The sequence below is a fragment of the Lentilactobacillus rapi DSM 19907 = JCM 15042 genome (genome assembly GCF_001436255.1).
Taxonomy (GTDB): Bacteria; Bacillota; Bacilli; order Lactobacillales; family Lactobacillaceae; genus Lentilactobacillus; species Lentilactobacillus rapi.
In genome coordinates, this window is record NZ_AZEI01000025.1 from 11,852 (window position 1) to 36,672 (window position 24,821).

Sequence of the window (24,821 nt, forward strand, 5' to 3'; positions counted from 1 at the left end):
CTAAAAAAAGGGAACGCTAGCCGGCAAATTGTTTAAAATGCAACTTGGCTTTCCCTGATTATATTGATAAAACTTGCGACAAAAGGCTGATCCCGGCCATTTAAGCAAAACAAGCAGTGCATCCAAAAATAGGTGCACTGCTTGTTTTGCGTAAATTCTGGGATCAAATTGCGGCTCGTCTCAATCTTTCTTCTGCCCAATAATTTTTCTCGCTGACTGAACATGATATAATTAACCGTGACATTATTTGATGAGGTGGAATAAATGACTGATACACTTGCCGAAAAGATTCGGCATGATTTACCCAAATTACGAATCAAACAAATTTCTGAAACACTGAAAATGTTCGATGAAGGCGACACGGTTCCCTTTATTGCCCGGTATCGAAAAGAGCGAACCGGCAACTTGGATGAAGTTGAAATTCGAGATATTGAAGCGGCCGCTCACCGAATTCAGACGTTGGACAAGCGCAAAGCTGAGGTTATCAAAATCATCACCGAGCAGCAAAAGCTGACGCCTCAGCTCGAATCTGAAATCAACGCCGCAACCGTTCTCCAACAGGTTGAAGACTTATACTTACCATACAAACAAAAGCGGCGGACAAAGGCCACAATTGCCAAAGAGAAGGGCTTACAGCCATTAGCAGATGCTGCGTTAAAGTTTGCCCCTAATTTGGATAGTCTGGTTGAACAAGCAGTTGATCCAGAAAAAGAACTTCCTGATAAGGATGCTGTATTTGATGGTATCCATGAAATTTTGGCTGAAACATTTGGCGACCGAGCCGACTTTCGAAATTGGGTTCGCCAGAATACCAATCAATACGGTGCCCTGGTGACCAAGATCAAAAGAGGTGCTAAAGAGGCTGACGAAGAAGGGACGTATCAGCAGTACTATGATTTTTCTCAATCCGTCAAATTAATTCCATCATTTAGAACCTTAGCGATCAATCGTGGTGAAAAGGAAGGCATTTTGTCGGTGAAAATCGACGTAAATGAAACGCCGATTGACTGGCATTTAAAAGCCAATACGGTTGGTAACCAAACTGGTTTGGCGGCCGAAGTTGTGGAAAGTGCCGTGTTAGACGCCTATTCACGCTTTATTGGTCCCGCAATCGAACGGGAAATTCGTAAAGAGTTGAGTGAAGTTGCCTACAATCACGCGATCGATATTTTTGGCAAGAATCTTTATAACTTACTCATGCAGGCGCCGTTAAAGGGTAAAGTTGTCATGGGCTTTGATCCGGCTTATCGGACTGGTTGTAAGCTCGCCGTGGTTGATCAGAATGGGAAGTATCTGGCCAAAACAGTGATTTACCCTCACAAGCCCGCTGGTGAAGCAAAACGAAAAGCAGCCAAAGGTGAATTCATTGATTTCATCAACCAAAACCACGTTGAAATGATTGCGATTGGTAATGGGACTGCCAGCCGGGAATCAGAGCAGTTCGTTGCCGACGCCATCAAAGAAATTGAGACGCCGATCTATTACGTCATTGTGAACGAGGCCGGGGCATCCGTTTATTCTGCCAGCAAGGTTGCCAGAGAAGAATTTCCAGATTTCAGTGTTGAACAACGATCGGCCGTTAGTATTGCCCGCCGCATTCAAGATCCGCTGGCTGAGTTGGTCAAAATTGATCCCCAAGCCATCGGAGTAGGGCAATATCAACATGATGTGCCTCAAAAACAGCTAGCTGAAAAACTGGATCAAGTGGTTGAAACCGCTGTTAACCGGGTGGGGGTTAATTTAAATACTGCCAGTCCGGATTTGTTGGTTCATATTTCTGGTTTAACCAAATCAACCGCAAATAATATCGTTAAGTACCGCAATGAGGCCGGCCAATTTAATGATCGCTCGGATTTGAAGAAGGTAGCCAGATTAGGACCGAAAGCGTTTGAACAGTCCGTCGGCTTCCTGCGCATCATTGATGGGGATAATCCACTTGATAATACGGACATTCATCCGGAAAGCTATCCAGCAACCCACCAATTACTCAAGCAATCCAATCTGAGTGCAGCTGATCTTGGCAAACCGGTTGTTGCCCAAAAGCTCAGTCAAATTGATTTAGACCAAACTGCTCAGTCGCTAGAAATTGGTCGTGAAACGCTGCAGGATATCGTTAAGGGGATTGAGACCCCCGGCCGGGACTTGCGAGATGAGATGCCAGCACCGTTACTCAGAAAAGATGTGTTAACAATGGCGGATTTGAAGCCGGGGATGAAGCTACAAGGAACCGTTCGAAACGTGGTTGACTTTGGCGTATTCGTGGATATTGGAGTTAAACAGGATGGCTTGGTGCATATTTCCAAAATGAGTGATCATTTTGTCAAAGATCCCAGTAAAGTGGCCTCTGTCGGAGATATTGTGACCGTTTGGATTGACTCGGTAGATGCTGATCGCCACCGGATTCAATTAACGATGGTGGAACCAGAATGAGGACAGAAGAGATATGCTAATGACAAATACTGAATTATAACACTTAGTCGAACAAGTATCGATCCAATTTTTTTCCAGACCCTTCACGCATCGGGCCTACTTTAATCCCAGATTGCGGACAACTGGTGGCCGTTATCATTTAGACAGTCACGACATTGATATCAATCCTAAGATGGACGATGGCCACTCTCATGACATTTTAATTGGCATTATCAAACATGAGTTGTGCCATTATCATCTCAATCTCGCCGGATTCAGCGGTCGGCATAATACCCCTGAGTTTAAACAATTGTTACAGGCAGTTGGTGGATCCAGATATGCACCACGAATTGAATCAACTACGCCTTCATTTCATGTTAAATATCTTTATCGGTGCACGCACTGTGGTCTGGAGTATCATAGGAAACGAAGGATCAATGTTTCGAAGTATGTCTGTGGTCGATGCCACAGCAGATTAACGTTAATCAATATCGGTCTCGAGAAACAATAGATCATTGATAACGAAAGGAGTTTGACAATGGCAAAACTAATTATTCGCGTTCCGGCGACTTCAGCCAACGTAGGTTCTGGATTTGATTCTGTTGGGGTTGCCCTTCATTTGTATTACACGGTAATTGTTGAAGAAAAAACCGATAAGTGGAAGGTTAATCATGCCCTGGGAGCTGATGTTCCAACCGATGAGCACAATTTAATCGTCCAGACAATTCTCAAAGTGGATCCAGACATTCATCCAAGACAGCTGACGGTTATCTCGGATGTTCCGATTGCCCATGGGCTTGGTTCGAGTACAACGGCCGTGGTGGCTGGGATCAAGATTGCCAATGTCTTAGGTGATTTGGATCTGTCGGTAGCAGATCAAATTAACCTTGGTTCTCGATTTGAAGGGCATTCAGAAAATGTTGCTTCCGCATTGTTGGGCCAGCTGACCGTCTCAACTTTCGATGGCCAACAAGCCGTTGCAACCCGGATTGAATTACCTGATGTGTACGCTTTGATGTATATTCGTCCTGATGGGATTAGTGAAGCGGAAAGCCGCAAAAAATTGCCTAAGACAATCAGCTTTGAAAAGGCGATTCATGCCAGCAGCAAAGAAAATGTTTTTGTTGCCCTTGCAGCTCAAGGTAAGTGGGATGAAGCGGTTAAATTAATCGAAGGGGACCAAATCCATGAGCCGGCTAGAAGAGAACTCGTACCAGAGATGGATACCATTTTGGAAACGGCGCATAAGCTCAATATTTACGGTACTTATTTGAGTGGTGCTGGACCAACTGTTTCAACTTTGGGAAAACAAGCGGCATTGACTGAACTCAGGATTGAATTGCAACAAAAAAATATGAATGGTAGTTTACGACTGTTACAAATAGACCAAGAGGGCGCAACGGTTCGCGGCGAATAAAAAAAGTATTTGTCATGACTGCTAATTTCTGCTATAATTTTATCTGTTGATGCGGCCATGGCGGAATTGGCAGACGCGCAAGATTAAGGATCTTGTCGAGAATTATCTCGGTGGAAGTTCGAATCTTCTTGGCCGCATTATTAAAGTCCGAGTTACTATCATTTTGGTAGTAATTGGGACTTTTTTTGTTGAGGCATGATTGATGAACACTGTTTGATTGGACTGCAGCAAAATTTTGACACTGAAAATGTAGTGGCCCATCGGCTCGCAAAGGCAGTTTGAACAGGGGCTTCATTGAAACTACGCAACAACTTAGCGCCACCTGATTCACAAATCAATAATTGGAGTTGACTGTATGAAGTATTTGATATTTGATGTCGATGGAACTTTAATCGACACAGAAAAAATGTACCTTTTGCCACTGCATAAAACACTCATCGAGAACGGGTATGATGTTACATATGATGACGTGAAAAAGGTCTTTGGAATCACCGCCACTGACGCCCTCAAGATTTTGGGGGTTCAGGATGTTGAGGGGATGCTCGCCAAGTGGTTTGGTCAAATCAAGGACTATAAGCACTATGCTCACGTTTATCCCGGAATTACTGACGCGTTGGCTAAGATCCACGCTATGCAAAATACGCGGCTGGCAATTGCAACGTCAAAACAGGAAAACGAATTTCATCGAGATGTCACCCGATTTGGTCTGGATAAATATTTTGATCAATTTGTATTCTCAAATGAAATTAAACACGGTAAACCAGCTCCTGATATGGTTCTAAAAGGAATCGAAAAATTAGCCGCAAATCCTGATGAAACGATCTATATCGGTGATACAATTTATGATCTGCAGGCTGCCCACGCTGCAAATGTCAAATTTGCGTTAGCCGGTTGGCGAACCAAAAAAACAGCCGAATTTGAGAAAACCGATTACGACCTTCATACACCAGCCGACTTACTTAAGATTTAAGATAACCAAGATGAAACCGCTCTTTTGTGATATATTGGTGGTAACTAAATTTAGAACATAAGATTAATGACAAATGAAAAGGTGATTGGATGATTTCGATTTTAGTTGCAAGTCATGGTCGACTTTCAGAAGAGATTGTCAAAACTTCTGAAATGATTGCTGGCAAGCAGGCACAGATTAGTTGGCTGTCTTTGGATCCCAATGATGGCATTGATTCACTGCAAGCTAAATATAATAAAGCGTTGACAGTGTTTACTGAACATCATGATGTGTTAATTTTCACTGATATGTGGGGTGGTTCACCATTTGAGGCAGCTGGTCGGATCGTTGCGGACAATCCCAAGCATATTGCGTTAATTGGTGGCGTTAATTTACCGATTCTGTTAGAGGCGTTTGTTTCCAGAAAGACATCTCTAACCAACTTAGTAGATCATTTGATGTCAGTTTCCAAAAATGCCATCCGCCAATTTAAGTTATCAGAAAATCATGAAGGGATTTGAGACCAATGGATAATTTATTCGATGTATTGAAGATGGTGAGTTTCAATCACATGGGGTTTGATGCTTCTCAGGTGGTCATTACCGATTTGGAAGGGAAACCGAATGGTATTTTAACCGACTTGTACAGAGACGTTGTTAATAAAATTAATTTGTTTATTGATCTACGGTCGGCAAGAGATGCTGGTGATGTTTTGACGCTATTACGGGCTCATACGCCACTTCCAGATGATGTTCTGGAGGAATATGGTAAGATCCTAGAAGAACCGCTTATCAGGATTAATTTCGCTCCTCAGAAGGGACAAATGGAATTACAAGTTCGTGGTTAGTTTTATCCGTTCATCACTATGTTAAAAAGACCTATTTCGTTAGTCAGTTCGGCTAATGAAATAGGTCTTTTGCATAGTGTTTAATTAATAACCATTGTAGGATGATTGATTACCAGTGGTATCAGTCCCAGTTGTGGTTGATCCATCGGTATCAGTTTGGGTCTGGGAACTTTGTAGCTTCTTTGACTTGGACAGGCCAAGTGTTGATCGAATATCGTTTGAAACCCGGAGCAATTCAGTTTGAGGAACAACCTGATAGGACAAACCATCGATCATGGCGTTTTCGCCTTGTAAGGTTTGTGACTTAATATGGTGAGTTGCATCGCCATATTTTGCGCGAATTGCAATCATGTCATCAAATGTCATGTCAGTTTTCATATTTCCTTTGAGAGATGAAAGAATTGACTTATATCTTGGAAGGGAGGTGACGTTCAAACCTTTCATCACCAGCTTCTTGATGATTTGGCGTTGACGGGCTTGACGGCCGTAATCCCCACGAGGATCATCATCACGCATTCGGGCGTAATCTAGGGCTTGTTGACCGTTTAGGTGGGTCTTCTTGCCTTTAACGACGTTTGCATGCCCATATTGGAATGTCAGCGGGGGAACAACGTCCACGCCACCGACGGCATTGACCATGGTTTCCAAACCGCCCATATTGATGATCGCGTAGAAGTCAATTGGGATATCCAGCAGGTTCTGGACTGTCTTAACGGCTGTTCCCGGCCCACCAATGGTATAAGCCGCGTTAATCTTCTCGTACTGTTGAGTATCCCCGGGGACGTTAACCTGCGTGTCTCTGGCAATACTGGTTAAATGGATTGTTTTCTTCTTAGGATTAACAGTTGCCACAATCATGGTATCCGTTCGACCGGTATCGTGACGGCCAAGTGCACCAGTGTCTGTTCCTAGTAACAAGATCGACAAAGGCTTACCCTTTTGAATGACGGATGACACGTTTCTGGCTTTTTGAATATTTGTTGAATCGTAAGTTTGGGTGAAAGTCTTTTTGGCGCTCTTATAAGCACCATAGCCCCAAACAAGTCCGCTCCCGACAATAAGGAGGAAAACCAGAAAGACACTCCAGCCGATGATGCGGCGCTTCTTTTTGTTGCCCTTCTTGTAATGGGGCTTTTTGTCAGCCCTTCTTGAATATACAGGTTCAAAATCGTTTTTATTGTTTGATGGCATAGTGACTCCTCATTTATAAAAATTCTTACAAAAGTATATTGCACTTTACAGATCAGATGCAGAAATCTTCAGTTATTTAAACATAATTTAATAATTCTCGTCAACTCGTTCCGATGGCCATCCCTCAAATTATAACAAAATGTGGATTCTAATTGTGCTATAATGTGTCATTGTTATTCTTGTTAGAAGTGAGGAATGTGTATGGGAGTATTTGGCTCAGCAGTATCCGGGGTCTTGATTATTCTAATTATGATTGCCCTGGGATTTATATTAGCTAGAAATGATTGGTTTGACAGTAAGATGACCAGCATGTTTGCCAGGCTGGTCACTCAGATTGCTTTACCAGCGTACATGATATCGACTATCATGAGCAAGTTTACAGCGAAAATGTTATTAAAAACGTTACCGGATTTATTTTTTCCGATTGTATCGATGCTTTTGCTCTATATTATTTCGATTTTCGTCGTGAGATTTGCTAAGATTCCGAAGATGCACGCTGGCTTATTTAGGTCAATGTTTTCCAACTCTAACACGGTTTTCGTCGGTTTACCAGTTAATATGGCATTGTTTGGTCGATCGAGCTTGCCGTTTGTTTTGGTTTACTACATGGCTAATACCACATTCTTCTGGACATTAGGTGTTTACCTGATTCAAAAGGATGGCAAAGGTGAGGGTGAATTCAATTGGAAAACTACTCTGAAAAAGGTGTTTTCACCGCCACTCCTTGGGTTCATGGTCGGAGTTGTTCTGGTTCTATTTCACGTATCACTCCCCGATTTTATCATGCAGGACTTTAATTACATAGGGAACCTGACAATCCCACTTTCGATGATTTTCATCGGAATTTCCATTAATAGCGTCGATATCACCCGGGTTCGATTTGATCGCAGTAACTTTTTGATTTTATTCGGTCGGTTTTTACTAGCTCCGGCACTCATGTCGCTGCTTGTGATTCCAACCCATTTACCTTTGCTAATGAAACAGGTATTTATCATGCAAGCGGCGATGCCAATCATGACAAACGCACCGGTTGTTTCCAGGCTCTATCATGCTGACTCGGAATACGCGTCGGTCATGGTTGCCGAAACAACGCTGTTAAGCCTGGTGGTCATTCCAATTCTGATGGTATTAGTTCAACAACTATAGCAGGGGATCTTTGATCATGAGCCACATTATTGGTAACATATTCTTGGATACTAATTTTTGTAAAAAGAGGATGAAAGTGTGCCAACACTAGTCATAATGCGTCATGGTGAAAGCCAAGCAAATCGAGACAATATCTTCACCGGGTGGAGCGACGTTGATCTAACCGAAAAGGGGATTCAACAGGCTCATTTTGCTGGCCAGGTCATTAAGTCAGCTGGGGTGCAATTTACGGATGTTCACACATCTTTTTTAAAGCGTGCCATTATTACCACCAACATTGTGTTAGATGAGATTGGACAAAATGATATTGCAGAACACAAAAGCTGGCGGTTAAACGAACGTCACTACGGTGGGTTGCGAGGTAAAAACAAGCTTGCCGTTAAGCGGCAAGTTGGCGCCGACCAGTTGAAAATCTGGCGAAGAAGTTTTACGGTGGTACCGCCAAAGTTGGCCAAGCGAGATGAGGATCCCCGATATGATCGTTACGGGGTTCAAATTCCATTGGCAGAAAGCTTGAAAATGACCATGGATCGCTTGATTCCATATTGGGAAGATCAGATTGCACCGCAACTTTTAGACGGCAAAAACCAGTTAATCGTTGCTCACGGGAGCACGTTGAGAGCCTTAATTAAATTTTTGGAAAATGTTTCTGATGAGGAAATTCCAAATGTTGAAGTTCCAAATGGGAAGCCGATTCGGTATGATTTTGATGAACATTTAAATATTTTGAATAAAGAATTTATGACCAAGTAACCAGGTTGACAATTAATCACTAGAGGCTTGGACATATATTAATTTTCAATCAGTAATTATTCGCTGGGATCACTGTAGTCACTGGAAAGAAGTTGTACCAGAAGGCAGGCCCTGGCCATTTAATGAAAAGGACCAACTATTCCTGCTTTGGAATAGTTGGTCCTTTTCATTAAATTCCGGGATCAAAACTTAGAATTAACAACTTTTTGACCCATGATTATTAGAGTATCTTTAGGCTAAGGCACCCATTGGATCCCATGGCTTCAAAACAGTTGGTTCTTGTTGTTGCGCTTTCTTTTGATCGTCCGAAAGGTATTTCTTATTAATCACAAACTGATAAACAAACTCGTCCATCCACTTATCACTCATGACGAAGTAGCCTTTAGTGCCGACTTTTTCTCCCCAGCTGTTTTCAACCTTCCATTTAGTTGGTTTGCCATCAACGAGATCAACACCGGTGATGACCATTGCGTGGGTCATCAAACTTTCACTGTAGTCCAAACGTTCTGCTTTGGATAATGAAAGGTCAGTGTCGAATAATTCATCAGGGGCATATAAATCAGTGTCCATAATTCCTTTTTTGCTGTTAGAACTCTGACCAACATCACTACCAAACCAAACAGATTCGCCATTTTCCAACTGCATAATGGCTAACTTCTTGAGGTCGGCCATTTTCAAGTTTAGATGTTTGACTTGACGACCATTAACAACGTTACCTAACATTTCGATGGTATAAGTTTTGTTAAATGGCTTGTCGTCGGTTGGTGAGTTGATGAGCGAAACATAATCTTCAAGATTAATTCCAACGTACTTTTTGAAAAAGTCTTGAGGGGTGATGTTTCGATCAATATGGTAATTGTTGTCTTTGTCGCGATATTCGAAGTCGAATTTGGTAACAGGTTCACCGAGTGCGTAAGTCAACATCCGATAAATTTCATTGAGCATTTTTTCTTTAGTTTTTGAAATTTTGCTGTCTGATGCTTTGTCAGCAACCAGCTCACGAAGAACGGTCGCGTCATGACGTAGCTTGAGGTTCAGGTATTTGTTAAGTTGAGCAGACTTTTCACTGCTGAAAGTTTCTGGCATTGCATACTTAGGTACGATGCCATATTTCTCAATTAATGCACACAGCATATCCCATTGGCCGCCATCCTGTTGAGGCGTTTGCATCAACCAGGAAACTTTTCTGGAATCCAGCGGTTTGTCAGCCGTCTTGAGTACATTTTCCAAGAAGTAGTTAGACTTTTCGAATTTGTCCCAGAAGTTGGTGTAGTTTTGGGATAATTCAAAATCATCGCTCACTTTTAATTCGTTCATCAAACGAATCCGCATGGTGTTCAAAGCCGCGAACATCCAGCAACGACCGCTTTGTTTTTGATCGGCAACTTTGCCAGTTGACAGATCAATTGAAAATACAGGGGCCATTTTCGATTCGGCACTAAAGTCCTCACTAGAGCCTAATATTCCTTGATGGGAAACAGCTCGTTCAATAACCTTTGAATCCTTGCGGTCATCAAGATTCTGTTGGAACTTGTTAATTTGGTCTAATTTGATTTCTGATGTCAAAAATGATCACTCTCCTTAATACCAAACTATTTTACGCTCATTAAGCTTAAATCGCCAGAACTTCGCAAGCGAGTGGATAAAATTAGATCAGGACGAGATTGAGACGAAAGGTGCTTTGATCCCGTCATTTAAGTGAAAAAAGGAATGCATTCCAAAAAACAGAATGCATTCCTTTTTTCACTTAAATGACGGAGATCAGCCGTTTGTTACAAGCTTTGTCAATATAAGAATGAAAAGCCAAGTTGCATTTGTAAACATTTTGCTGACTAATGTCTCCGCCTCAATAAAATTATCTGGCCTTTAATACCTCAGGCCCATCTTCTCGCCCCACAATCACCGTGTTCACGATGTTTAAAAAGAGACCGTGTTCGACAATGCCAGTCATTTGATCCAGGTCGACTGCCAAGCTGTGAGGATTTTCGATTTGGTGTAGGTGAAGGTCGATGATATCGTTGTCCGAGTCTGTCTTGACTCGTTGACCATCCTGAACTCGAAATTCGGGGTTATAGCCCTTTTCTTTGAGCCGTTTGAATAGTTGGCGGCTACCGTACGGAATAACCTCTAATGGTAGTGGGAATGACCCCAATTCATCGGCCATTTTGCTTTCGTCAACGATCCACATGTTTTTGTCGGAATTAATGGCAACGATTTTTTCCCAAAGGTGGGCACCGCCACCGCCTTTGATTCCTTGGAAGTTTTTGTCGATTTGATCTGCACCGTCAATCGTTAAATCAATGTGATCGACTTCGTCTACGCCCTTGGTTGGGATCCCCAAGAGATTGGCTTGTTTTCGAGTCCGTTCAGAAGTAGGAACGCCAACGATTGACAAGCCCTCGTTCTTAACACGGTCGCCCAATGCATCGACCATGAATTTAACCGTGGATCCGGTCCCGAGACCAACGACCGTGTTATTTTCAACATATTTGACAGCTTCTTTACCAACGAGTTGTTTAAGTTCATCCTGATGTGTCATAATATAGTTCCTTTCGTTTTTAGCTTGTTTAAAGGTTTTACTTACCCACATTGTGCGTTTTTTTAGCCTTTTTGTCAATGTATCAAATCAGCAACAGTTAGTTTATACTAGTAAGAATAAAATATTCTCAAGGGAGTTGCATTAAAATGGATCGTGGATTTGAAATTGTGTCAAAATATGCTAAGGATGATTTAACTATTCCATACCGAACAACTAAAAGCGCAGCTGGTTATGACTTTGAAAGTGCAATTGACATGACGATCCCGTCAATTTGGAAAATCAACTTTTTGAAGGTTCTCTGGGCAATCCGTCATCAAAAAACCATTGATGATTCAAAGATCGATGCTGCCAAAAAGATCCTAAAACCATTTTTAATTCCAACCGGCATTAAAGCCTACATGAAACCCAATGAAGTGCTGATCATTGCCAATCGTTCAAGCAATCCTTTGAAACGGGGCCTGGTGATTCCAAATGGGATCGGTGTGATTGACGCTGATTACTATAATAACGAAGGGAATGAAGGCGAAATTTTCGTCCAAATCCTCAATTTTGGGATAACTGACATTAAGGTTGCGAAGGGTGAACGGATCGGCCAAGGGATTTTTATGCCGTATTTGTTAGCCGATCAGGATCAGTCCACTCATAAGCAAACGAGGAGCGGTGGTTTTGGTTCGTCAGGCCGCTAAAATTTAAGAGTGGCTAAAGTATGCGGTGAACCAATTATTTTTTAAAGCAAAAGTGCTAAAATTGTTATGTAACATTTAGGAGTAGAGGAGAATTTAGTTGGCAAAAGTTAAAACCCAATATGTTTGTCAGAATTGTGGCTACATTTCCCCGAGGTATCTGGGAAGATGCCCAAATTGTAATGAATGGAATACCCTGGTCGAGGAAACGGTCGCGGCCAAGCCCACCGCTTCAAGTGCAACGAGTTTGCGGCGGACCGGCATCCATGATAATAAGCCTGAACCATTAGACAAGGTCAAATTTCAACGAGAAAACCGATTTAAAACTTCAATGGAAGAATTGAATCGGGTCCTTGGTGGCGGTGTTGTGCCGGGATCACTGATTTTGATTGGCGGTGATCCGGGAATTGGTAAGTCGACTTTGATGCTGCAAGTTTCAGGCCAACTGAGCAAATCCGGTAAAATTCTTTATGTTTCCGGTGAAGAAAGTGCCAGCCAAATCAAGATGCGGGCTGCCAGGCTTGGTGTCAACGGCGATCAACTCTATGTCTATCCTGAAACGGATATGGATGTAATTAAAAGCACCATTAGTGAGATGAAGCCGGATGCTGTCGTGATCGATTCTGTTCAGACAATGCAAATTCCAGAATTACAATCAGCAACGGGTTCGGTTGCTCAAATCCGCGAAGTGACGGCTGATCTCATGAATATTGCTAAAGGACAAGGCATCACCGTCTTTGTTGTTGGTCACGTTACCAAGGGCGGCGCCATCGCTGGTCCAAAAATTCTCGAGCATATGGTGGATACTGTGCTCTACTTCGAAGGTGATCTCCATCATTCTTATCGGATTTTGCGGACAGTCAAGAATCGGTTTGGCTCGACCAATGAATTAGGGGTTTTCGAAATGCGAATGGATGGCTTGCATGAAGTGACCAATCCATCAGAGATCTTTCTGGAAGAACGATTAAAGGACGCAACTGGTTCTGCGATTGTTGTTTCAATGGAGGGTACCCGGCCAATTTTGGTTGAAATTCAAGCATTAGTGACCGCCTCGGTTTTTGGTAACGCTCAACGGACAGCCGCCGGTCTTGATCGGAATCGCGTTTCACTGATTATGGCGGTTCTTGAGAAAAGAGCCGGTTTGATGCTTCAAAACCAGGATGCTTATTTGAAGGCAGCTGGTGGGGTGAAGCTGGATGAACCCGCAATTGATTTGGCAATGGCCGTTAGTATTGCCTCATCTTACAAGAATCGTGGGACCAGCCCAACAGAGTGTTACGTTGGTGAACTGGGGTTGACCGGTGAGGTTCGACGCGTTACCAGAATTGAACAGCGGGTTATTGAGGCCCACAAGCTTGGGTTCAAGCGGGTTTTAGTTCCAAGTAACAATTTACAAGGTTGGACGCCACCCAAGGGAATCGAAGTTGTCGGTGTTTCGACGTTATCGCAAGCATTAAAATTAGCCTTGGGATAACATTTATTTTTGAGAGAAGGCGATATTAGTGAGAAGAAAGAGAATTGTTCAAATTGTTTTCACCCTTGCTGGGGCCGCAATTGGTGCCAGTTATTTCAAGTTGTTGTGGTTAATTTTACAGGTTAGGTACGGGACGCTTTTCAACAACACCATTACAAATGCGTTGGTTGGTGCAATTATTTTCTATATTATTTCGTTGTTGACAGGAAATTACGTCCTCAAGCTAATTGACCGAGTTGAAGGCCAGTTGACCAAGCAGAGCCCATTATCTCTTATCTTTGGGACTTTGGGGCTTATTGTTGGCCTGGTAGTGGCAATATTGATTTCAATCGTATTCTTTAGAACCCGGACGTTCTTCTTGAATACGATGATTCCAATTATCTTGATGTTGGTCCTTGGGTACTTTGGTTTTCGAATTGGGACAACCCAAAATGATCGTTGGCGCCGGCTTTTTCAATCAAGACGCAAATCAGAATCTGCTAAGGAATCAGGTGAAAAAATCATTGATAAGCCGGTTGATAAAAATTACCATCATTACAAGATTTTGGATACCAATATTTTAATTGACGGCCGAATTTATGACGTCATTAAGACTGGATTTATTGAAGGCACATTGCTGGTTCCTCAATTTGTCCTCTACGAACTGCAATACATCGCTGATTCTAGCGATAGCGTGAAGCGGGTTCGCGGTCGGCGTGGACTTGATATTCTCAATAAGCTGCAAACCGAAAAATTGATTCCAATTGAAATTTACGAAAAGGATTATGAGGATATCGATGAAGTTGATAGCAAATTAATCCAGCTTGCCAAGGACATCGATGGTGTGATTATTACAAATGACTATAACCTCAACAAAGTGATTCAGTTCCAGCATGTCCAAGTGTTCAACATTAACGCCTTAGCGAATGCATTACGACAAAAGATCCTGCCCGGACAAAATCTTAATGTGATGGTCGTTAAAAACGGAACTGAGCGGCAACAAGGAGTTGCTTACCTGGATGACGGAACGATGGTGGTTGTTGAAGATGGTCGCTACTTCTTGAATGATCATATTGACGTTGTGGTTACCAGTGCCATCCAAACTGATGCCGGTAAGATGATTTTTGCCCGACCGGAACATTCAACCAAGAACATTTCTGAAAATAATGAAGAAGACAGCAAGAAAAACAATTCATCAAAGAAAAATGGTAAAAAGAATTAACAACAATCTTTAACTGACACTCAAAAGGATGGGATCAAGACTAAACGCGGCTTGATCCAAGAATTTAAGAAAAACGGCAGTACATTCTGATTCTGGAATGCATTGCCGTTTTTGCTTAAGCGGCGGGGATTAACCATTTATCGCAACCCTTATCAGTATAAAAATTACGAGGTAAGTTACATTCATAAACAATTTGCCGACTAACCTCCCAGCCCTTTATTTTTTAATCAGTTCATTGTAAACTTTAAATACTGACAAAAATGTCGATTAATATTAAGAAAGAGGCGTTATACATTGGCAAACAATGCAATTCGAGTTCGTTATGCTCCAAGTCCAACCGGCCACCTGCATATCGGAAATGCACGAACAGCCATTTTCAACTATTTATTCGCACGACACAACAAAGGAAAGTTCATTATCCGAATTGAGGATACTGATACCAAACGAAACGTTGTTGACGGTGAAAAGAGCCAGCTTGAAAACTTGAAGTGGCTTGGCTTGGATTGGGACGAAGGTCCTGACGTGGGCGGCGATTTTGGCCCATATCGTCAATCTGAGCGAAAGGGAATTTATGATCCACTCATTCAACAACTATTGGATGAGGGAAAGGCTTACGAATCATATCGAACTGAAGCGCAATTGCAGGCCGACCGCGAAGATCAAAAGGCACGCGGGCAAATGCCTCATTATGAGTATGAGTACAAAGGAATGTCTGAAGAGGAAAAGCAACAAGCAATTGCCGATGCAAAAGCAAAAGGCTTGAAGCCGGTTATCCGTTTCCGAGTTCCTGAAAATCGTGATTACGCTTGGGATGATATCGTTAAAGGCAAGGTTTCCTTCAATTCCGATACAATTGGTGGGGATTTTGTCATTGCTAAGCGTGACGGGATGCCAACGTACAACTTCGCGGTTGTTGTTGATGACCACATGATGAAAATTAGCCATGTTTTCCGTGGTGATGATCACGTTGCCAATACCCCTAAACAGTTAATGATCTACGAAGCATTTGGCTGGAATCCACCTAAGTTCGGCCATATGAGCTTAATTATTAGTGCTGATACCGGCAAAAAGCTCAGCAAGCGTGATGAATCTGTCCTGCAATTTATTGAACAGTATCGCAAGTTAGGGTATTTGCCTGATGCCATGTTTAACTTCATCCTGCTTTTGGGTTGGTCACCAGTTGGTGAAGATGAAATCTTTAACAAGAAAGATTTCATCAAGATGTACGATGAAAATCGTCTCAGCAAATCCCCCGCTAAGTTTGATTCCAAGAAGCTGGAGTGGATTAATAACCAATACGTTAAGGCTGCCGATGACAGCACCGTGATGGACTTAGCCTTACGTCAATTGATTGAAGGGGGCAATATCCCGGAAAATCCTGACGCCAAGACCATCGAGTGGGCCCGCCAACTCATTAACTTATACAAACGAGAAATGAGTTATATGGCCCAGATTAACGACATGGCTTCTGTTTTCTTCCAAGAACCTGAAGAAATTAGTGGTGAAGCACTGGCCGAAATTTCCAACGACACGGCCCCAGTTGTTCTGAAAGAATTCCAGAAGCGGATTCAAGCACTTCCAATTTTTGATTCGGTTGAGGTGTTCAAGACAATCAAAGCCATTCAAAAAGATACTGGGATCAAAGGCCGTAAACTCTGGATGCCAATTCGGATTGCGGTAACTCATGAAATGCACGGTCCAGAATTACCAGAATCTGTTGAATTAGTTGGTCGACAAAAGGCTGTTGAACACATTGAGCAGACTTTGAATCAATTAAATAAAGCGTAAATTATTAATTTTATTGTTAGATTAATTGGTCTCGTTGAAAATTCAGCGAGACCTTTTATTATAGGTTATAGTTAGTTTAATAAACTTAACGGTTTTTATGCTATGATTTTAATATAAACTAGTTAAAGAGAGGAATTCGAAATGCTGCAGATATTTAATACGCTCACCCGCAAAAAAGAAAAATTCGAACCGGTCACTCCTGGCATCGTTCATATGTACGTTTGTGGGCCTACCGTCTATAACTACATCCACATCGGAAATGCAAGGAGTGCAATTGCGTTTGATACGGTTCGCAGGTACTTGGAATATCGCGGCTACAAGGTGAAGTATGTTTCGAATTTTACCGACGTTGATGACAAGATGATCAATGCAGCTCGTGAAAATCATACGACCGTTGGCGCAATTGCAGACAAGTATATCGCTGCTTTCATGCAGGATACTGCTGCTTTGAATATTTCCTCGGACGTCATCCATCCGCGGGCAACCGAGAACATTCCAGAAATTATTGATTTTGTTAAGACGCTTGTTGATAACGGTTCCGCCTATAATGTTGACGGGGATGTTTATTTTCGTGCCCGCAAGTTCCCGTCATACGGGGCTTTGCCACACATTAACGTTGATCAGCTCGAAATTGGGGCCAGTCAACACGTGAGTCAAGAAGAAATGGCTAAAAAAGAAGATCCAATTGATTTTGCCCTCTGGAAAAAGTCCAAAGGCGATGAAATCTCATGGGAGTCGCCATGGGGTAAGGGGCGGCCGGGCTGGCATATTGAATGCTCAGTGATGTCGACCAAGTACTTGGGTAAAACGATTGATATTCACGGTGGCGGTGAAGATTTGATTTTCCCGCATCATGAAAATGAGCGGGCCCAAAGTGAAGCAAAAACTCACCAAACATTTGTGAAATACTGGATGCACAATGGGTTTGTAACCATCGGGGATGACAATGAAAAAATGAGTAAGTCACTTGGAAACTTCATCACGGTGCATGATTTGCTCAAGCATTTGGATGGCCAGGTGATTCGTCTGCTGATGTCGACGACTCATTATCGACGGCCAATTCAGTACAGTGATGCCAGTGTTCAAGAAGCTAAGAGCAATCTTAAGAAGCTGCAAACAGCTTTTAATAACTTGACTTATCGGTTGCATAACGCCGAATCGGGGGATGATCCCAAAACCGATCAGGAGGTTCGTCAGATTGTTGCTGATTTTACAGATGCAATGGATGACGATTTCAATGTTCAAAATGGGATTGCTGCAGTTTATGAATTGGCGAAGTTTGCCAACACTTACAGCGAACGTTCGGTTGTTTTCCAACTGAGCATTCAATTTATTATTAATACCCTCAAACAACTTGCCGGCATTTTCGGGATCAAATTGGAACAAAGTGAATTAAAAGATGACGAAATTTGGAAACTCATTCATGAACGTGAATCCGCCCGCAAGAATAAGGACTTCATTCGCAGTGATGAGATTCGGGAAGAATTAAAAGCCCGCGGAATTGTTCTTGAGGATACACCGCAGGGAACCCGATTTAGAAAGGAACAACAATAGATATGGCTGACAATTACACTCAGCTCAATGGGATTGCATTGGCTTATATGGGGGACGCGGCGTATGAAGTGTTTATTCGCCGTCACCTCATCGAACAAGGCTTAACTAGGCCGACAAGGCTGCAGCACGTGGCGACTAACTACGTTTCGGCAAAAGCCCAAGCAGCCTTGATTGATTTAATGGAAACGGATCATTTGTTAAACGATGATGAGTGGGGCTATTTCAAACGGGGGCGTAACGCTAAAAGTCATACCCACGCAAAAAATACTGATGTTATCACTTATCGGATTTCTACCGGCTTTGAAGCGGTATTCGGCTACCTATCACTGAGCGATCAAGATGAGCGGATGAAGCAGATTGCCGAATGGTGCATTGATCAAGTTGAAAACGGGAGATTAAAACATGAAGAATGATCACGAAGAATCACAAAGCGAAGAATTTATTATTGGTCGTCACCCGGTCGTTGCGGCTTTAAAGAGTGACAATCCGGTTAACAAGTTGTTCGTCCAATCGGGCGCCAAAGACGACGATAATATCATTTCAGAAATTATGAATTTAGCTCATAAAAAGCGTTTGGTGATTTCTAAGGTTCCTAAGCAAAAGTTGGATAAATTATCTAACAATCAAAATCACCAGGGTGTCGTTTTATCTGTTGCGGCTTTCAAGTACGCGACGATCGACGACTTGTTTGCTCATTCGGAAAAAGCCAGTGTGGCCCCCTTTTTTGTGATTTTGGATAATATTGAGGATCCTCATAATTTAGGTTCAATTATCCGAACTGCTGACGCGGCTGGCGTAACTGGCATTATTATTCCTAAACATCGAGCAGTTGGCTTGACTGCGACGGTTGCTAAGACGTCCGCAGGCGCTATTGAGCGGGTGCCGGTTGCCCGGGTTACTAATCTCTCGGCAACCGTTAAGGAATTAAAGGAGCGCGGCTTGTGGGTCTTTGGAACCGACATTACCGGGACCGATTACCGTCGTTGGGACGCAAAGGGTTCAGTTGCAGTGATTATCGGCAATGAAGGTAAAGGCATTTCGCCGCTGCTCAAAAAGCAAGTGGATGAAATGTTGATGATTCCGATGGTCGGTGATATCCAAAGCTTGAATGCAAGTGTTGCTGCTAGCGTTTTGATCTATCAAGGGTATAATTCACGTCATCCATTAGGGAAATAAGTTTAGAATTGGTGAGACATTATGAAAGATGATCTGTTAATAGTTGACGCTTATAATATGATCGGCAACTGGCCACATTTAAATAAACTCAAGCAGGCAGACCGTCTTGAAGATGCTCGGGATCAATTGTTAGCGGAGTTGTCCGAGTACAAAAAATACCGAGACATCAATATGATCGTCGTATTTGACGCAATGTATGTTCCCGGTAATTCGAAAAGTTTCCGTAAGTTTGATATGGAGATCGTTTGGACGAGTAAGGACCAGACTGCCGATAGTTACATTGAGGCATTGGCACGCAAAAAGCAGAACCGGTTTACTCAAGTGATTGTCGCAACCAGTGACCAAGCGGAGCAGTGGACGATCTTTTCTGCCGGCGCGTTGAGAATCCCCGCCAGAGAACTGCTTGGCGATATGCAGCGGGCAAAAAAAGAAGTTGATGTTGAAGCACGGAAACTGACTGATCAATCTCAGGTGATTCGTCATTCACCGTGGAACCCGAAACAATTATTGGAACTGGAAAAGCTCCGGGATCATTTAACGAATGATCAATAAAAATATTAATTTATTGATATTATAAAATTGGTATAGGTATGATATCTGTTGAGTGAACCTGGGTTCGCTTGTCAGTGATTATTTCCTTTTGTAACCTAAGTTGCATGATTCATTACAACTTACGAATGTGAGGAAAGCGATTATGATTACTGATGCAGAAATGAAGGTTATTAAGCGAGCCGCGGAAGGTGACCGAGATGCCTTCGAATGGTTATTTAAATTTTACCGGCCAATTTTTAGGAAGATCCGGCGAAACTTTTTCATTGCAGGGATGGAAACTGAAGACATTGAACAGGAAGCTCGAATCGTGTTGTACCGGTCGGCCAAAAATTTTGAAGATGGCCGCAACGTGTCATTTGGTAGTTATTACAGCCACAATTTGAAAAACCGGGTGTTTGATTTGATCAGGTCGAACAATGCCCAAAAACGATTACCAACTGAATTTATGAATTCGGTGGAGGAGAATGAAGCATTCTATTCAACCACTGTCGCTGACACGTCTGCCTGGGATCCAGAGGCTTTGGTGATCATGAACGATGATTTCCACCGGCTTTATAAAAGTTGTTCTGGTCTTGAACGCTGGGCGTTTGCGTTAGTATTGCCCAATAGCCCAGATCCGATGTTTTGCATGGCCACTGATCGATCTGTTTTGAACGCTTTTGAACGCTGCCGATTGAAATATCTTAACCGGATAAGTTGACGTCGTTGCAATTGAATGCTAGAATTACTACGCTTGTACCAAGTAGGAGGTGCCAACATGGCACAGAAAAGAGTTGCTTTGGCTTGTTCAGTTTGTGGATCAAGGAATTATACGATTCCCGCCAATCCCAACCGAACAAAGCGACTAGAGCTTAATAAGTTTTGTAAGTATTGTGGCAAGTACACTTTGCACAAAGAAACCAGATAGTTTATACAAAGTTAGGGGTTAACAAGTTGAAATTTGCACGATTTTTAAAAAGCGTTGCTGCAGAAATGAAGGTTGTTACCTGGCCAACTGCTAAAGAAAACCGGCGTGATACCAGTACTGTATTGGGTACTTCAATTATCATGGCTATCTTTTTAGGCGCAGTTGACTGGATTGTTCAGTGGGCACTTACATTTCTGGCATAGCCAATTCGAAGAAAATTTGATATAGTTATGTTGATAAAACCTGCAAACAGTGTCAGGTTTTTTTATTTGATGTGATTTTTTAAGGAGATTATAAAATGGTTGAGTCAGCAGAGAAGCAATGGTACGTGTTACATACTTATTCCGGATATGAAAATAAAGTTAAGTTAAACTTGGATAGTCGGAAGGAATCAATGGGGATGCAGGATTACATCTTTAGAGTTGTGGTTCCTGAACAAGAGGAACACGAAGTTAAAAACGGTAAAGATGAAGAAAAGATGGAAAAAACGTTCCCTGGTTATGTACTGGTTGAAATGATCATGACTGACCAAGCTTGGTATATTGTTCGAAACACCCCAGGTGTAACCGGGTTTGTTGGGTCACATGGTCAAGGTAGTAAGCCAACCCCATTGTTGCCAGAAGAAGTGGACCTTGTTTTGAAGCGGATTGGGATGAGTTCTCGTCATGAAGAACTTGATGTCAGTGTTGGCGATACCGTTAAGATCGTTGATGGGGCCTTTACCGGGCTTGATGGTAAAGTAACCGAAATTGATAACGAAAAAATGCGTTTGAAGGTTAACATCGAAATGTTTGGCCGTGAGACCAGCACTGAATTGGAATTCAATCAGGTTGACCCAATCGTTTAACAACAAGTAGGTGGTTAATGTGTTTGGCATAATCATATTAACTTTGATAATGATTCTATTGGTTGTTGGGTTAGTGATTGCTGCCCATCAATTCAGGTTGCTTGGTAAGCCTTATATGAGTCCCGTTTCGACTAACATCTCAACAACCTTGGATTCAGTTCCGACACTTTTTCTGCCGGGGTATGTTGGTAACCGGTATTCATTTGGCTTTTTGTTAAGGCGGCTGGTGAATCGATATCAAGCAAATAAATCGATGGTTATCTACGTTGATGGCCGCGGCAAGCTTCGAGTTGTTGGTCAACTGGCACAATACCGGCCACTTATTCAAGTTATCTTTCAGGATAAACGTTCCCGTCCTCAACAACAGTCAAAGTGGCTGTTGTTCATTTGTCAACGGCTAGCCGATCAGTATGGCGTGGCAACCATTAATCTTGTTGGTCACTCGATGGGATGTATCACAATCTTCTGGCTGCTGACTCACCACCAGCAGGAACTACCCGTGGCAATCAGTCGAGTTGTGACCATTGCTGGGCCGTTCAATGATTCCGAAATTGCCCGTAATACCAGAGGTGTGGAAGAGTACCCAAATGATTCTGCTGGGCCTCGGAAACGGACCGCAATCTATCGGGCCCTTGCTAAGAGAGTTTCCGCAATGCCAAAGGGAATCAAGTTTTTAAACATTGCCGGCACGATCAGTTCGGGTCAGCAGAATGATGGTCAGGTATCTTTAAATAGTGCTTTTTCGCTGAGGTATTTATTGCGGGATCCGATTATTTATTATCGGGAATTGGTCATCAGGGGCAAACGAGCAACTCATCGATTACTGCACGAAAATCGAGTTGTTGATGCCCATATTGCCAAATTTATTTGGAATACCTGATTTTAGTTGTTGTTCCACATCTTAGTTTATGGTATATTTAACTGGTATGTTTATGCATACTCACGTGGGAGGAGAAATTTTGATCTCCAATTACCACACACGGACTTAAGGAGGTATGTCTCGTGGCTAAAAAAGTAGCTAATATTGTTAAGTTGCAAATTCCAGCGGGCAAAGCAACACCTGCCCCTCCAGTTGGTCCTGCTTTAGGTCAAGCAGGTATCAACATTATGGGCTTCACCAAGGAATTTAATGCACGTACTGCTGATCAATCAGGAATGATCATTCCTGTTGTTATTACTGTGTATGAAGATCGTTCATTCGACTTTATCACAAAGACTCCACCTGCTGCTGTTTTACTCAAGAAAGCTGCTGGTGTTCAAAAGGGTTCCGGTGAACCAAATACTAACAAGGTTGCTAAAGTTACCAAAGACCAAGTTAAGCAGATTGCCGAAACTAAAATGAAAGACCTAAACGCAGCTGATGTCGAAGCAGCAATGCGCATGGTTGAGGGTACTGCACGTAGTATGGGCTTTACTGTCGAAGGATAGTTTAACTTGTTACATCGGTATCTTTAACGATGACACACTGTTTCACGTCGCGTGGGAGGTTAATCCGTTATAACCACAAAGCAAGGAGGAAAACACACATGGCTCGTAAAAGAGGTAAAAATTATAAGGCAGCACTTGAACAGGTAGATCAAGAAAAATCATATCCTGTAAGCGATGCTGTTGATTTGGTTAAAAAAATTGACTATGCAAAATTCGACGCAACTGTTGAAATTGTATTTAAATTAAACGTTGATACTAAGCAGGCTGACCAACAATTACGTGGTGCCGTTGTCTTACCTAATGGAACTGGTAAGGAGCAAACGGTTATCGTATTTGCTAAAGGTGACAACGCTAAAGCAGCAAAGGATGCTGGCGCAGACTTTGTTGGCGATGCAGACTTAGTTCAAAAAATTCAAGATGGCTGGCTTGATTTCGATGTTGCAATTGCAACACCTGATATGATGGCTCAAGTGGGACGTTTAGGACGAGTTCTTGGACCAAAAGGTTTGATGCCAAACCCTAAGACAGGAACTGTTACAATGGACGTCGCCAAGGCTGTTAAAGAATCTAAAGCCGGTAAGGTTACTTATCGGACTGACCGTGACGGTAATGTTGCCGTTCCAGTTGGTAAGGTATCATTCAGTGCTGACCAATTGGTTGGTAACTTGAAGACCATTGCTGATGTTATCGTAAAGGCACGTCCAGCTTCTGTTCGTGGTGTTTATGTTAACAACGTTTCAATCTCATCAACATTTGGCCCTGGTGTTAAAGTGGACCTTGATTCATTTGATACTGCCAAAGCTTAATGAGTTTTTGATCTAATAAAAATCCCTAATTGACGGTGAACCCTTCGTTGTGGTAAGCTGTTAGTTGCTGATAAATACGCCTAAGACTCAGGTGGCTTCTTGCCTTAATACCCTGCCGAGGAATTAACTTTCTCTATGTCTTGGTGGGCATGGGGATTTTTTATTAAATCCCAACTAGAATTTTGGGAGGTGAAATTTTGAGTAAGGAAACTGTTGCACTTAAATCAAAAAAAGTTGATGAAGTGACTGACTTATTAAAGAATGCTTCATCAATCGTTATTGTTGACTACCGTGGTTTAACCGTTGCTGAAGTGACTGATTTGCGAAAGCAATTACGTGACGAAGGCGTTAAGATGGAAGTTATCAAGAACAAGATCTTGGATCGAGCTTCTGTTAAAGCTGGATACGAAGATTTAAAGGATACATTCAATGGTCCTACAGCTGTTGCATTCTCTTCAGAGGATCCAATTGCCGGCCCTAAGATTGTTCACAACTTTGCCAAAACCAATGATGCTCTTCAATTAAAGGGTGGCGTTATTGACGGTAAGGTTGCAAGTCTTGACGAAATTACTGCATATGCTGCATTGCCTAGCCGTGAAGAATTGTTATCTACTCTTGCTAATATTCTTCAAGCACCTGTACGTAACGTTGCATACGCTGTTAAAGCAATTGCTGACAAAAAATCTGACGATGGCGACGCTGCCTAGTTAGATCAAAATAATTCCAATAAATGGAGGAAAATATAATGGCTTTTGATAAAGATAGTATTATTGATCAATTAAAAGATGCTTCAATCACTGACCTTAACGACTTAGTTAAGTCAATTGAAGACGAATTCGGTGTTTCTGCTTCTGCTCCAGTTGCTGCTGCAGGTGCTGCTGGTGGCGACGCTGCTACCAAAGATTCATACGATGTTGAATTAACTGAATCTGGTGACCAAAAGGTTAAAGCCATCAAGGCTATCCGTGACATCACTGGTCTTGGCTTGAAGGATGCTAAGGGTCTTGTTGATAAGGTACCTTCAATCGTCAAGGAAGGCGCTACTGAAGACGAAGCTAACGAAATCAAGGAAAAGCTTGAAGCCGTTGGTGGTACAGTTACCCTTAAGTAGTAAAGCAACATTTATATCGAAATCAATCGCCTTACATCGACAT

At 42.4% G+C, this 24,821-nt stretch carries 27 protein-coding genes, 1 tRNA gene, 1 pseudogene and 1 other annotated feature; of the genes and pseudogenes, 26 read left to right on the forward strand and 3 right to left on the reverse strand.

Going from position 1 to position 24,821, the window contains the following annotated elements; all coding sequences use genetic code 11:
* The first annotated feature begins 264 nt into the window (after positions 1 to 264).
* From FD12_RS04355 to FD12_RS04380, 7 genes and pseudogenes are all read left to right on the forward strand, one after another.
* A complete protein-coding gene (locus tag FD12_RS04355; RefSeq protein ID WP_056981890.1) occupies positions 265 to 2,430 on the forward strand; it encodes a Tex family protein in 2,166 nt (721 codons plus the stop codon).
* A 19-nt stretch (positions 2,431 to 2,449) separates the two neighbouring features.
* Positions 2,450 to 2,920, forward strand: a pseudogene (locus FD12_RS13500) (SprT family protein).
* A 27-nt stretch (positions 2,921 to 2,947) separates the two neighbouring features.
* Positions 2,948 to 3,826, forward strand: coding sequence for a homoserine kinase (gene thrB, locus FD12_RS04360; protein ID WP_056981891.1), 879 nt, complete (start codon positions 2,948 to 2,950; stop codon positions 3,824 to 3,826).
* A gap of 51 nt (positions 3,827 to 3,877) precedes the next feature.
* Positions 3,878 to 3,963, forward strand: a tRNA-Leu gene (locus FD12_RS04365).
* 218 nt (positions 3,964 to 4,181) lie between these two features.
* On the forward strand, positions 4,182 to 4,796 hold the full coding sequence (locus FD12_RS04370; protein ID WP_054748380.1) for an HAD family hydrolase: 615 nt from the start codon (positions 4,182 to 4,184) through the stop codon (positions 4,794 to 4,796).
* A gap of 89 nt (positions 4,797 to 4,885) precedes the next feature.
* Entirely contained in the window at positions 4,886 to 5,296 is a 411-nt protein-coding gene (locus FD12_RS04375) for a PTS sugar transporter subunit IIA (RefSeq protein ID WP_054748378.1), read from the forward strand.
* A gap of 5 nt (positions 5,297 to 5,301) precedes the next feature.
* Positions 5,302 to 5,622, forward strand: coding sequence for a hypothetical protein (locus tag FD12_RS04380; RefSeq protein WP_056981893.1), 321 nt, complete (start codon positions 5,302 to 5,304; stop codon positions 5,620 to 5,622).
* Between the two features lie 84 nt (positions 5,623 to 5,706).
* Here the strand turns inward: FD12_RS04380 and FD12_RS04385 are convergent, their stop codons facing one another.
* Positions 5,707 to 6,813 carry an LCP family glycopolymer transferase gene (locus FD12_RS04385; protein ID WP_054748375.1) on the reverse strand — a complete coding sequence of 369 codons (1,107 nt, stop codon included), beginning with the start codon at positions 6,811 to 6,813 and terminating at the stop codon, positions 5,707 to 5,709.
* Between the two features lie 201 nt (positions 6,814 to 7,014).
* On the opposite strand from FD12_RS04385, the gene FD12_RS04390 reads away from it, so the two are divergent.
* Together FD12_RS04390 and FD12_RS04395 are read left to right on the forward strand one after the other, a co-directional pair.
* Positions 7,015 to 7,959 (forward strand): AEC family transporter, encoded by a 945-nt coding sequence (locus FD12_RS04390; protein WP_056981895.1) that lies wholly within the window; start codon positions 7,015 to 7,017, stop codon positions 7,957 to 7,959.
* A gap of 96 nt (positions 7,960 to 8,055) precedes the next feature.
* The gene (locus tag FD12_RS04395; RefSeq protein WP_082622163.1) at positions 8,056 to 8,712 is read left to right on the forward strand and encodes a 2,3-bisphosphoglycerate-dependent phosphoglycerate mutase; all 657 of its coding nucleotides are present in this window, start codon (positions 8,056 to 8,058) and stop codon (positions 8,710 to 8,712) included.
* Positions 8,713 to 8,943: 231 nt separating this feature from the next.
* Here FD12_RS04395 and FD12_RS04400 read toward each other — a convergent pair whose 3' ends face one another.
* The gene (locus FD12_RS04400; RefSeq protein ID WP_056981897.1) at positions 8,944 to 10,278 is read right to left on the reverse strand and encodes a C1 family peptidase; all 1,335 of its coding nucleotides are present in this window, start codon (positions 10,276 to 10,278) and stop codon (positions 8,944 to 8,946) included.
* A 289-nt stretch (positions 10,279 to 10,567) separates the two neighbouring features.
* Positions 10,568 to 11,251 carry a ribose-5-phosphate isomerase RpiA gene (gene rpiA, locus FD12_RS04405; protein WP_056981899.1) on the reverse strand — a complete coding sequence of 228 codons (684 nt, stop codon included), beginning with the start codon at positions 11,249 to 11,251 and terminating at the stop codon, positions 10,568 to 10,570.
* Between the two features lie 146 nt (positions 11,252 to 11,397).
* Between rpiA and FD12_RS04410 the strand changes: the two genes are divergently transcribed.
* The 17 genes from FD12_RS04410 (at position 11,398) to rplL (ending at position 24,778) form a co-directional block, all read left to right on the forward strand.
* Positions 11,398 to 11,937, forward strand: coding sequence for a dCTP deaminase/dUTPase family protein (locus FD12_RS04410; RefSeq protein ID WP_056981901.1), 540 nt, complete (start codon positions 11,398 to 11,400; stop codon positions 11,935 to 11,937).
* Positions 11,938 to 12,034: 97 nt separating this feature from the next.
* Positions 12,035 to 13,408, forward strand: a complete 1,374-nt coding sequence (gene radA, locus FD12_RS04415; protein WP_054748372.1) for a DNA repair protein RadA — start codon at positions 12,035 to 12,037, stop codon at positions 13,406 to 13,408.
* 28 nt (positions 13,409 to 13,436) lie between these two features.
* Positions 13,437 to 14,609, forward strand: a complete 1,173-nt coding sequence (locus FD12_RS04420; protein WP_186825948.1) for a PIN/TRAM domain-containing protein — start codon at positions 13,437 to 13,439, stop codon at positions 14,607 to 14,609.
* Positions 14,610 to 14,903: 294 nt separating this feature from the next.
* Positions 14,904 to 16,397 carry a glutamate--tRNA ligase gene (gltX, locus tag FD12_RS04425; RefSeq protein ID WP_054748368.1) on the forward strand — a complete coding sequence of 498 codons (1,494 nt, stop codon included), beginning with the start codon at positions 14,904 to 14,906 and terminating at the stop codon, positions 16,395 to 16,397.
* Positions 16,398 to 16,538: 141 nt separating this feature from the next.
* Complete coding sequence (cysS, locus tag FD12_RS04430; protein WP_056981903.1) at positions 16,539 to 17,951, forward strand: cysteine--tRNA ligase; 1,413 nt, start codon at positions 16,539 to 16,541, stop codon at positions 17,949 to 17,951.
* Between the two features lie 2 nt (positions 17,952 to 17,953).
* Positions 17,954 to 18,364: a Mini-ribonuclease 3 gene (locus tag FD12_RS04435; protein ID WP_056981905.1), complete on the forward strand. Its 411-nt coding sequence runs from the start codon at positions 17,954 to 17,956 to the stop codon at positions 18,362 to 18,364.
* Positions 18,354 to 19,127: a 23S rRNA (guanosine(2251)-2'-O)-methyltransferase RlmB gene (gene rlmB, locus FD12_RS04440; RefSeq protein ID WP_056981907.1), complete on the forward strand. Its 774-nt coding sequence runs from the start codon at positions 18,354 to 18,356 to the stop codon at positions 19,125 to 19,127. The genes FD12_RS04435 and rlmB overlap by 11 nt, the downstream gene beginning before the upstream one ends.
* Before the next feature lie 21 nt (positions 19,128 to 19,148).
* The gene (locus tag FD12_RS04445) at positions 19,149 to 19,679 is read left to right on the forward strand and encodes an NYN domain-containing protein (RefSeq protein WP_056981908.1); all 531 of its coding nucleotides are present in this window, start codon (positions 19,149 to 19,151) and stop codon (positions 19,677 to 19,679) included.
* A gap of 142 nt (positions 19,680 to 19,821) precedes the next feature.
* Positions 19,822 to 20,379, forward strand: coding sequence for a sigma factor (locus FD12_RS04450; protein WP_054748366.1), 558 nt, complete (start codon positions 19,822 to 19,824; stop codon positions 20,377 to 20,379).
* A gap of 57 nt (positions 20,380 to 20,436) precedes the next feature.
* Positions 20,437 to 20,586, forward strand: a complete 150-nt coding sequence (gene rpmG / locus FD12_RS04455) for a 50S ribosomal protein L33 (RefSeq protein WP_056981910.1) — start codon at positions 20,437 to 20,439, stop codon at positions 20,584 to 20,586.
* A gap of 26 nt (positions 20,587 to 20,612) precedes the next feature.
* Positions 20,613 to 20,789, forward strand: coding sequence for a preprotein translocase subunit SecE (gene secE / locus FD12_RS04460; RefSeq protein ID WP_054748364.1), 177 nt, complete (start codon positions 20,613 to 20,615; stop codon positions 20,787 to 20,789).
* Positions 20,790 to 20,884: 95 nt separating this feature from the next.
* Entirely contained in the window at positions 20,885 to 21,433 is a 549-nt protein-coding gene (nusG, locus tag FD12_RS04465) for a transcription termination/antitermination protein NusG (RefSeq protein WP_056981913.1), read from the forward strand.
* 19 nt (positions 21,434 to 21,452) lie between these two features.
* Positions 21,453 to 22,313 (forward strand): alpha/beta hydrolase, encoded by an 861-nt coding sequence (locus FD12_RS04470; RefSeq protein ID WP_225427273.1) that lies wholly within the window; start codon positions 21,453 to 21,455, stop codon positions 22,311 to 22,313.
* A 122-nt stretch (positions 22,314 to 22,435) separates the two neighbouring features.
* The gene (rplK, locus tag FD12_RS04475; RefSeq protein ID WP_056981914.1) at positions 22,436 to 22,861 is read left to right on the forward strand and encodes a 50S ribosomal protein L11; all 426 of its coding nucleotides are present in this window, start codon (positions 22,436 to 22,438) and stop codon (positions 22,859 to 22,861) included.
* 98 nt (positions 22,862 to 22,959) lie between these two features.
* Positions 22,960 to 23,667 carry a 50S ribosomal protein L1 gene (gene rplA, locus FD12_RS04480; RefSeq protein ID WP_054748363.1) on the forward strand — a complete coding sequence of 236 codons (708 nt, stop codon included), beginning with the start codon at positions 22,960 to 22,962 and terminating at the stop codon, positions 23,665 to 23,667.
* A 61-nt stretch (positions 23,668 to 23,728) separates the two neighbouring features.
* Positions 23,729 to 23,838 (forward strand) — a sequence feature (ribosomal protein L10 leader region).
* Between the two features lie 26 nt (positions 23,839 to 23,864).
* A complete protein-coding gene (gene rplJ / locus FD12_RS04485) occupies positions 23,865 to 24,374 on the forward strand; it encodes a 50S ribosomal protein L10 (protein WP_054748361.1) in 510 nt (169 codons plus the stop codon).
* Between the two features lie 38 nt (positions 24,375 to 24,412).
* On the forward strand, positions 24,413 to 24,778 hold the full coding sequence (gene rplL, locus FD12_RS04490) for a 50S ribosomal protein L7/L12 (RefSeq protein ID WP_056981916.1): 366 nt from the start codon (positions 24,413 to 24,415) through the stop codon (positions 24,776 to 24,778).
* Positions 24,779 to 24,821: the final 43 nt, after the last annotated feature.

Excerpts from the sequence above, each read along its gene's own strand:
- FD12_RS04450 (WP_054748366.1), top strand. The coding sequence starts at position 19,822 with ATGATTACTGATGCAGAAATGAAGGTTATTAAGCGAGCCGCGGAAGGT.
- rpmG (WP_056981910.1), top strand. The coding sequence starts at position 20,437 with ATGGCACAGAAAAGAGTTGCTTTGGCTTGTTCAGTTTGTGGATCAAGG.
- nusG (WP_056981913.1), top strand. The coding sequence starts at position 20,885 with ATGGTTGAGTCAGCAGAGAAGCAATGGTACGTGTTACATACTTATTCC.
- FD12_RS04410 (WP_056981901.1), top strand. The coding sequence starts at position 11,398 with ATGGATCGTGGATTTGAAATTGTGTCAAAATATGCTAAGGATGATTTA.
- cysS (WP_056981903.1), top strand. The coding sequence starts at position 16,539 with ATGCTGCAGATATTTAATACGCTCACCCGCAAAAAAGAAAAATTCGAA.
- thrB (WP_056981891.1), top strand. The coding sequence starts at position 2,948 with ATGGCAAAACTAATTATTCGCGTTCCGGCGACTTCAGCCAACGTAGGT.
- FD12_RS04445 (WP_056981908.1), top strand. The coding sequence starts at position 19,149 with ATGAAAGATGATCTGTTAATAGTTGACGCTTATAATATGATCGGCAAC.
- FD12_RS04435 (WP_056981905.1), top strand. The coding sequence starts at position 17,954 with ATGGCTGACAATTACACTCAGCTCAATGGGATTGCATTGGCTTATATG.
- FD12_RS04385 (WP_054748375.1), bottom strand. The coding sequence starts at position 6,813 with ATGCCATCAAACAATAAAAACGATTTTGAACCTGTATATTCAAGAAGG.
- rplL (WP_056981916.1), top strand. The coding sequence starts at position 24,413 with ATGGCTTTTGATAAAGATAGTATTATTGATCAATTAAAAGATGCTTCA.
- FD12_RS04375 (WP_054748378.1), top strand. The coding sequence starts at position 4,886 with ATGATTTCGATTTTAGTTGCAAGTCATGGTCGACTTTCAGAAGAGATT.
- FD12_RS04370 (WP_054748380.1), top strand. The coding sequence starts at position 4,182 with ATGAAGTATTTGATATTTGATGTCGATGGAACTTTAATCGACACAGAA.
- FD12_RS04355 (WP_056981890.1), top strand. The coding sequence starts at position 265 with ATGACTGATACACTTGCCGAAAAGATTCGGCATGATTTACCCAAATTA.
- FD12_RS04395 (WP_082622163.1), top strand. The coding sequence starts at position 8,056 with ATGCGTCATGGTGAAAGCCAAGCAAATCGAGACAATATCTTCACCGGG.
- rlmB (WP_056981907.1), top strand. The coding sequence starts at position 18,354 with ATGAAGAATGATCACGAAGAATCACAAAGCGAAGAATTTATTATTGGT.
- rplA (WP_054748363.1), top strand. The coding sequence starts at position 22,960 with ATGGCTCGTAAAAGAGGTAAAAATTATAAGGCAGCACTTGAACAGGTA.
- FD12_RS04380 (WP_056981893.1), top strand. The coding sequence starts at position 5,302 with ATGGATAATTTATTCGATGTATTGAAGATGGTGAGTTTCAATCACATG.
- FD12_RS04390 (WP_056981895.1), top strand. The coding sequence starts at position 7,015 with ATGGGAGTATTTGGCTCAGCAGTATCCGGGGTCTTGATTATTCTAATT.
- rpiA (WP_056981899.1), bottom strand. The coding sequence starts at position 11,251 with ATGACACATCAGGATGAACTTAAACAACTCGTTGGTAAAGAAGCTGTC.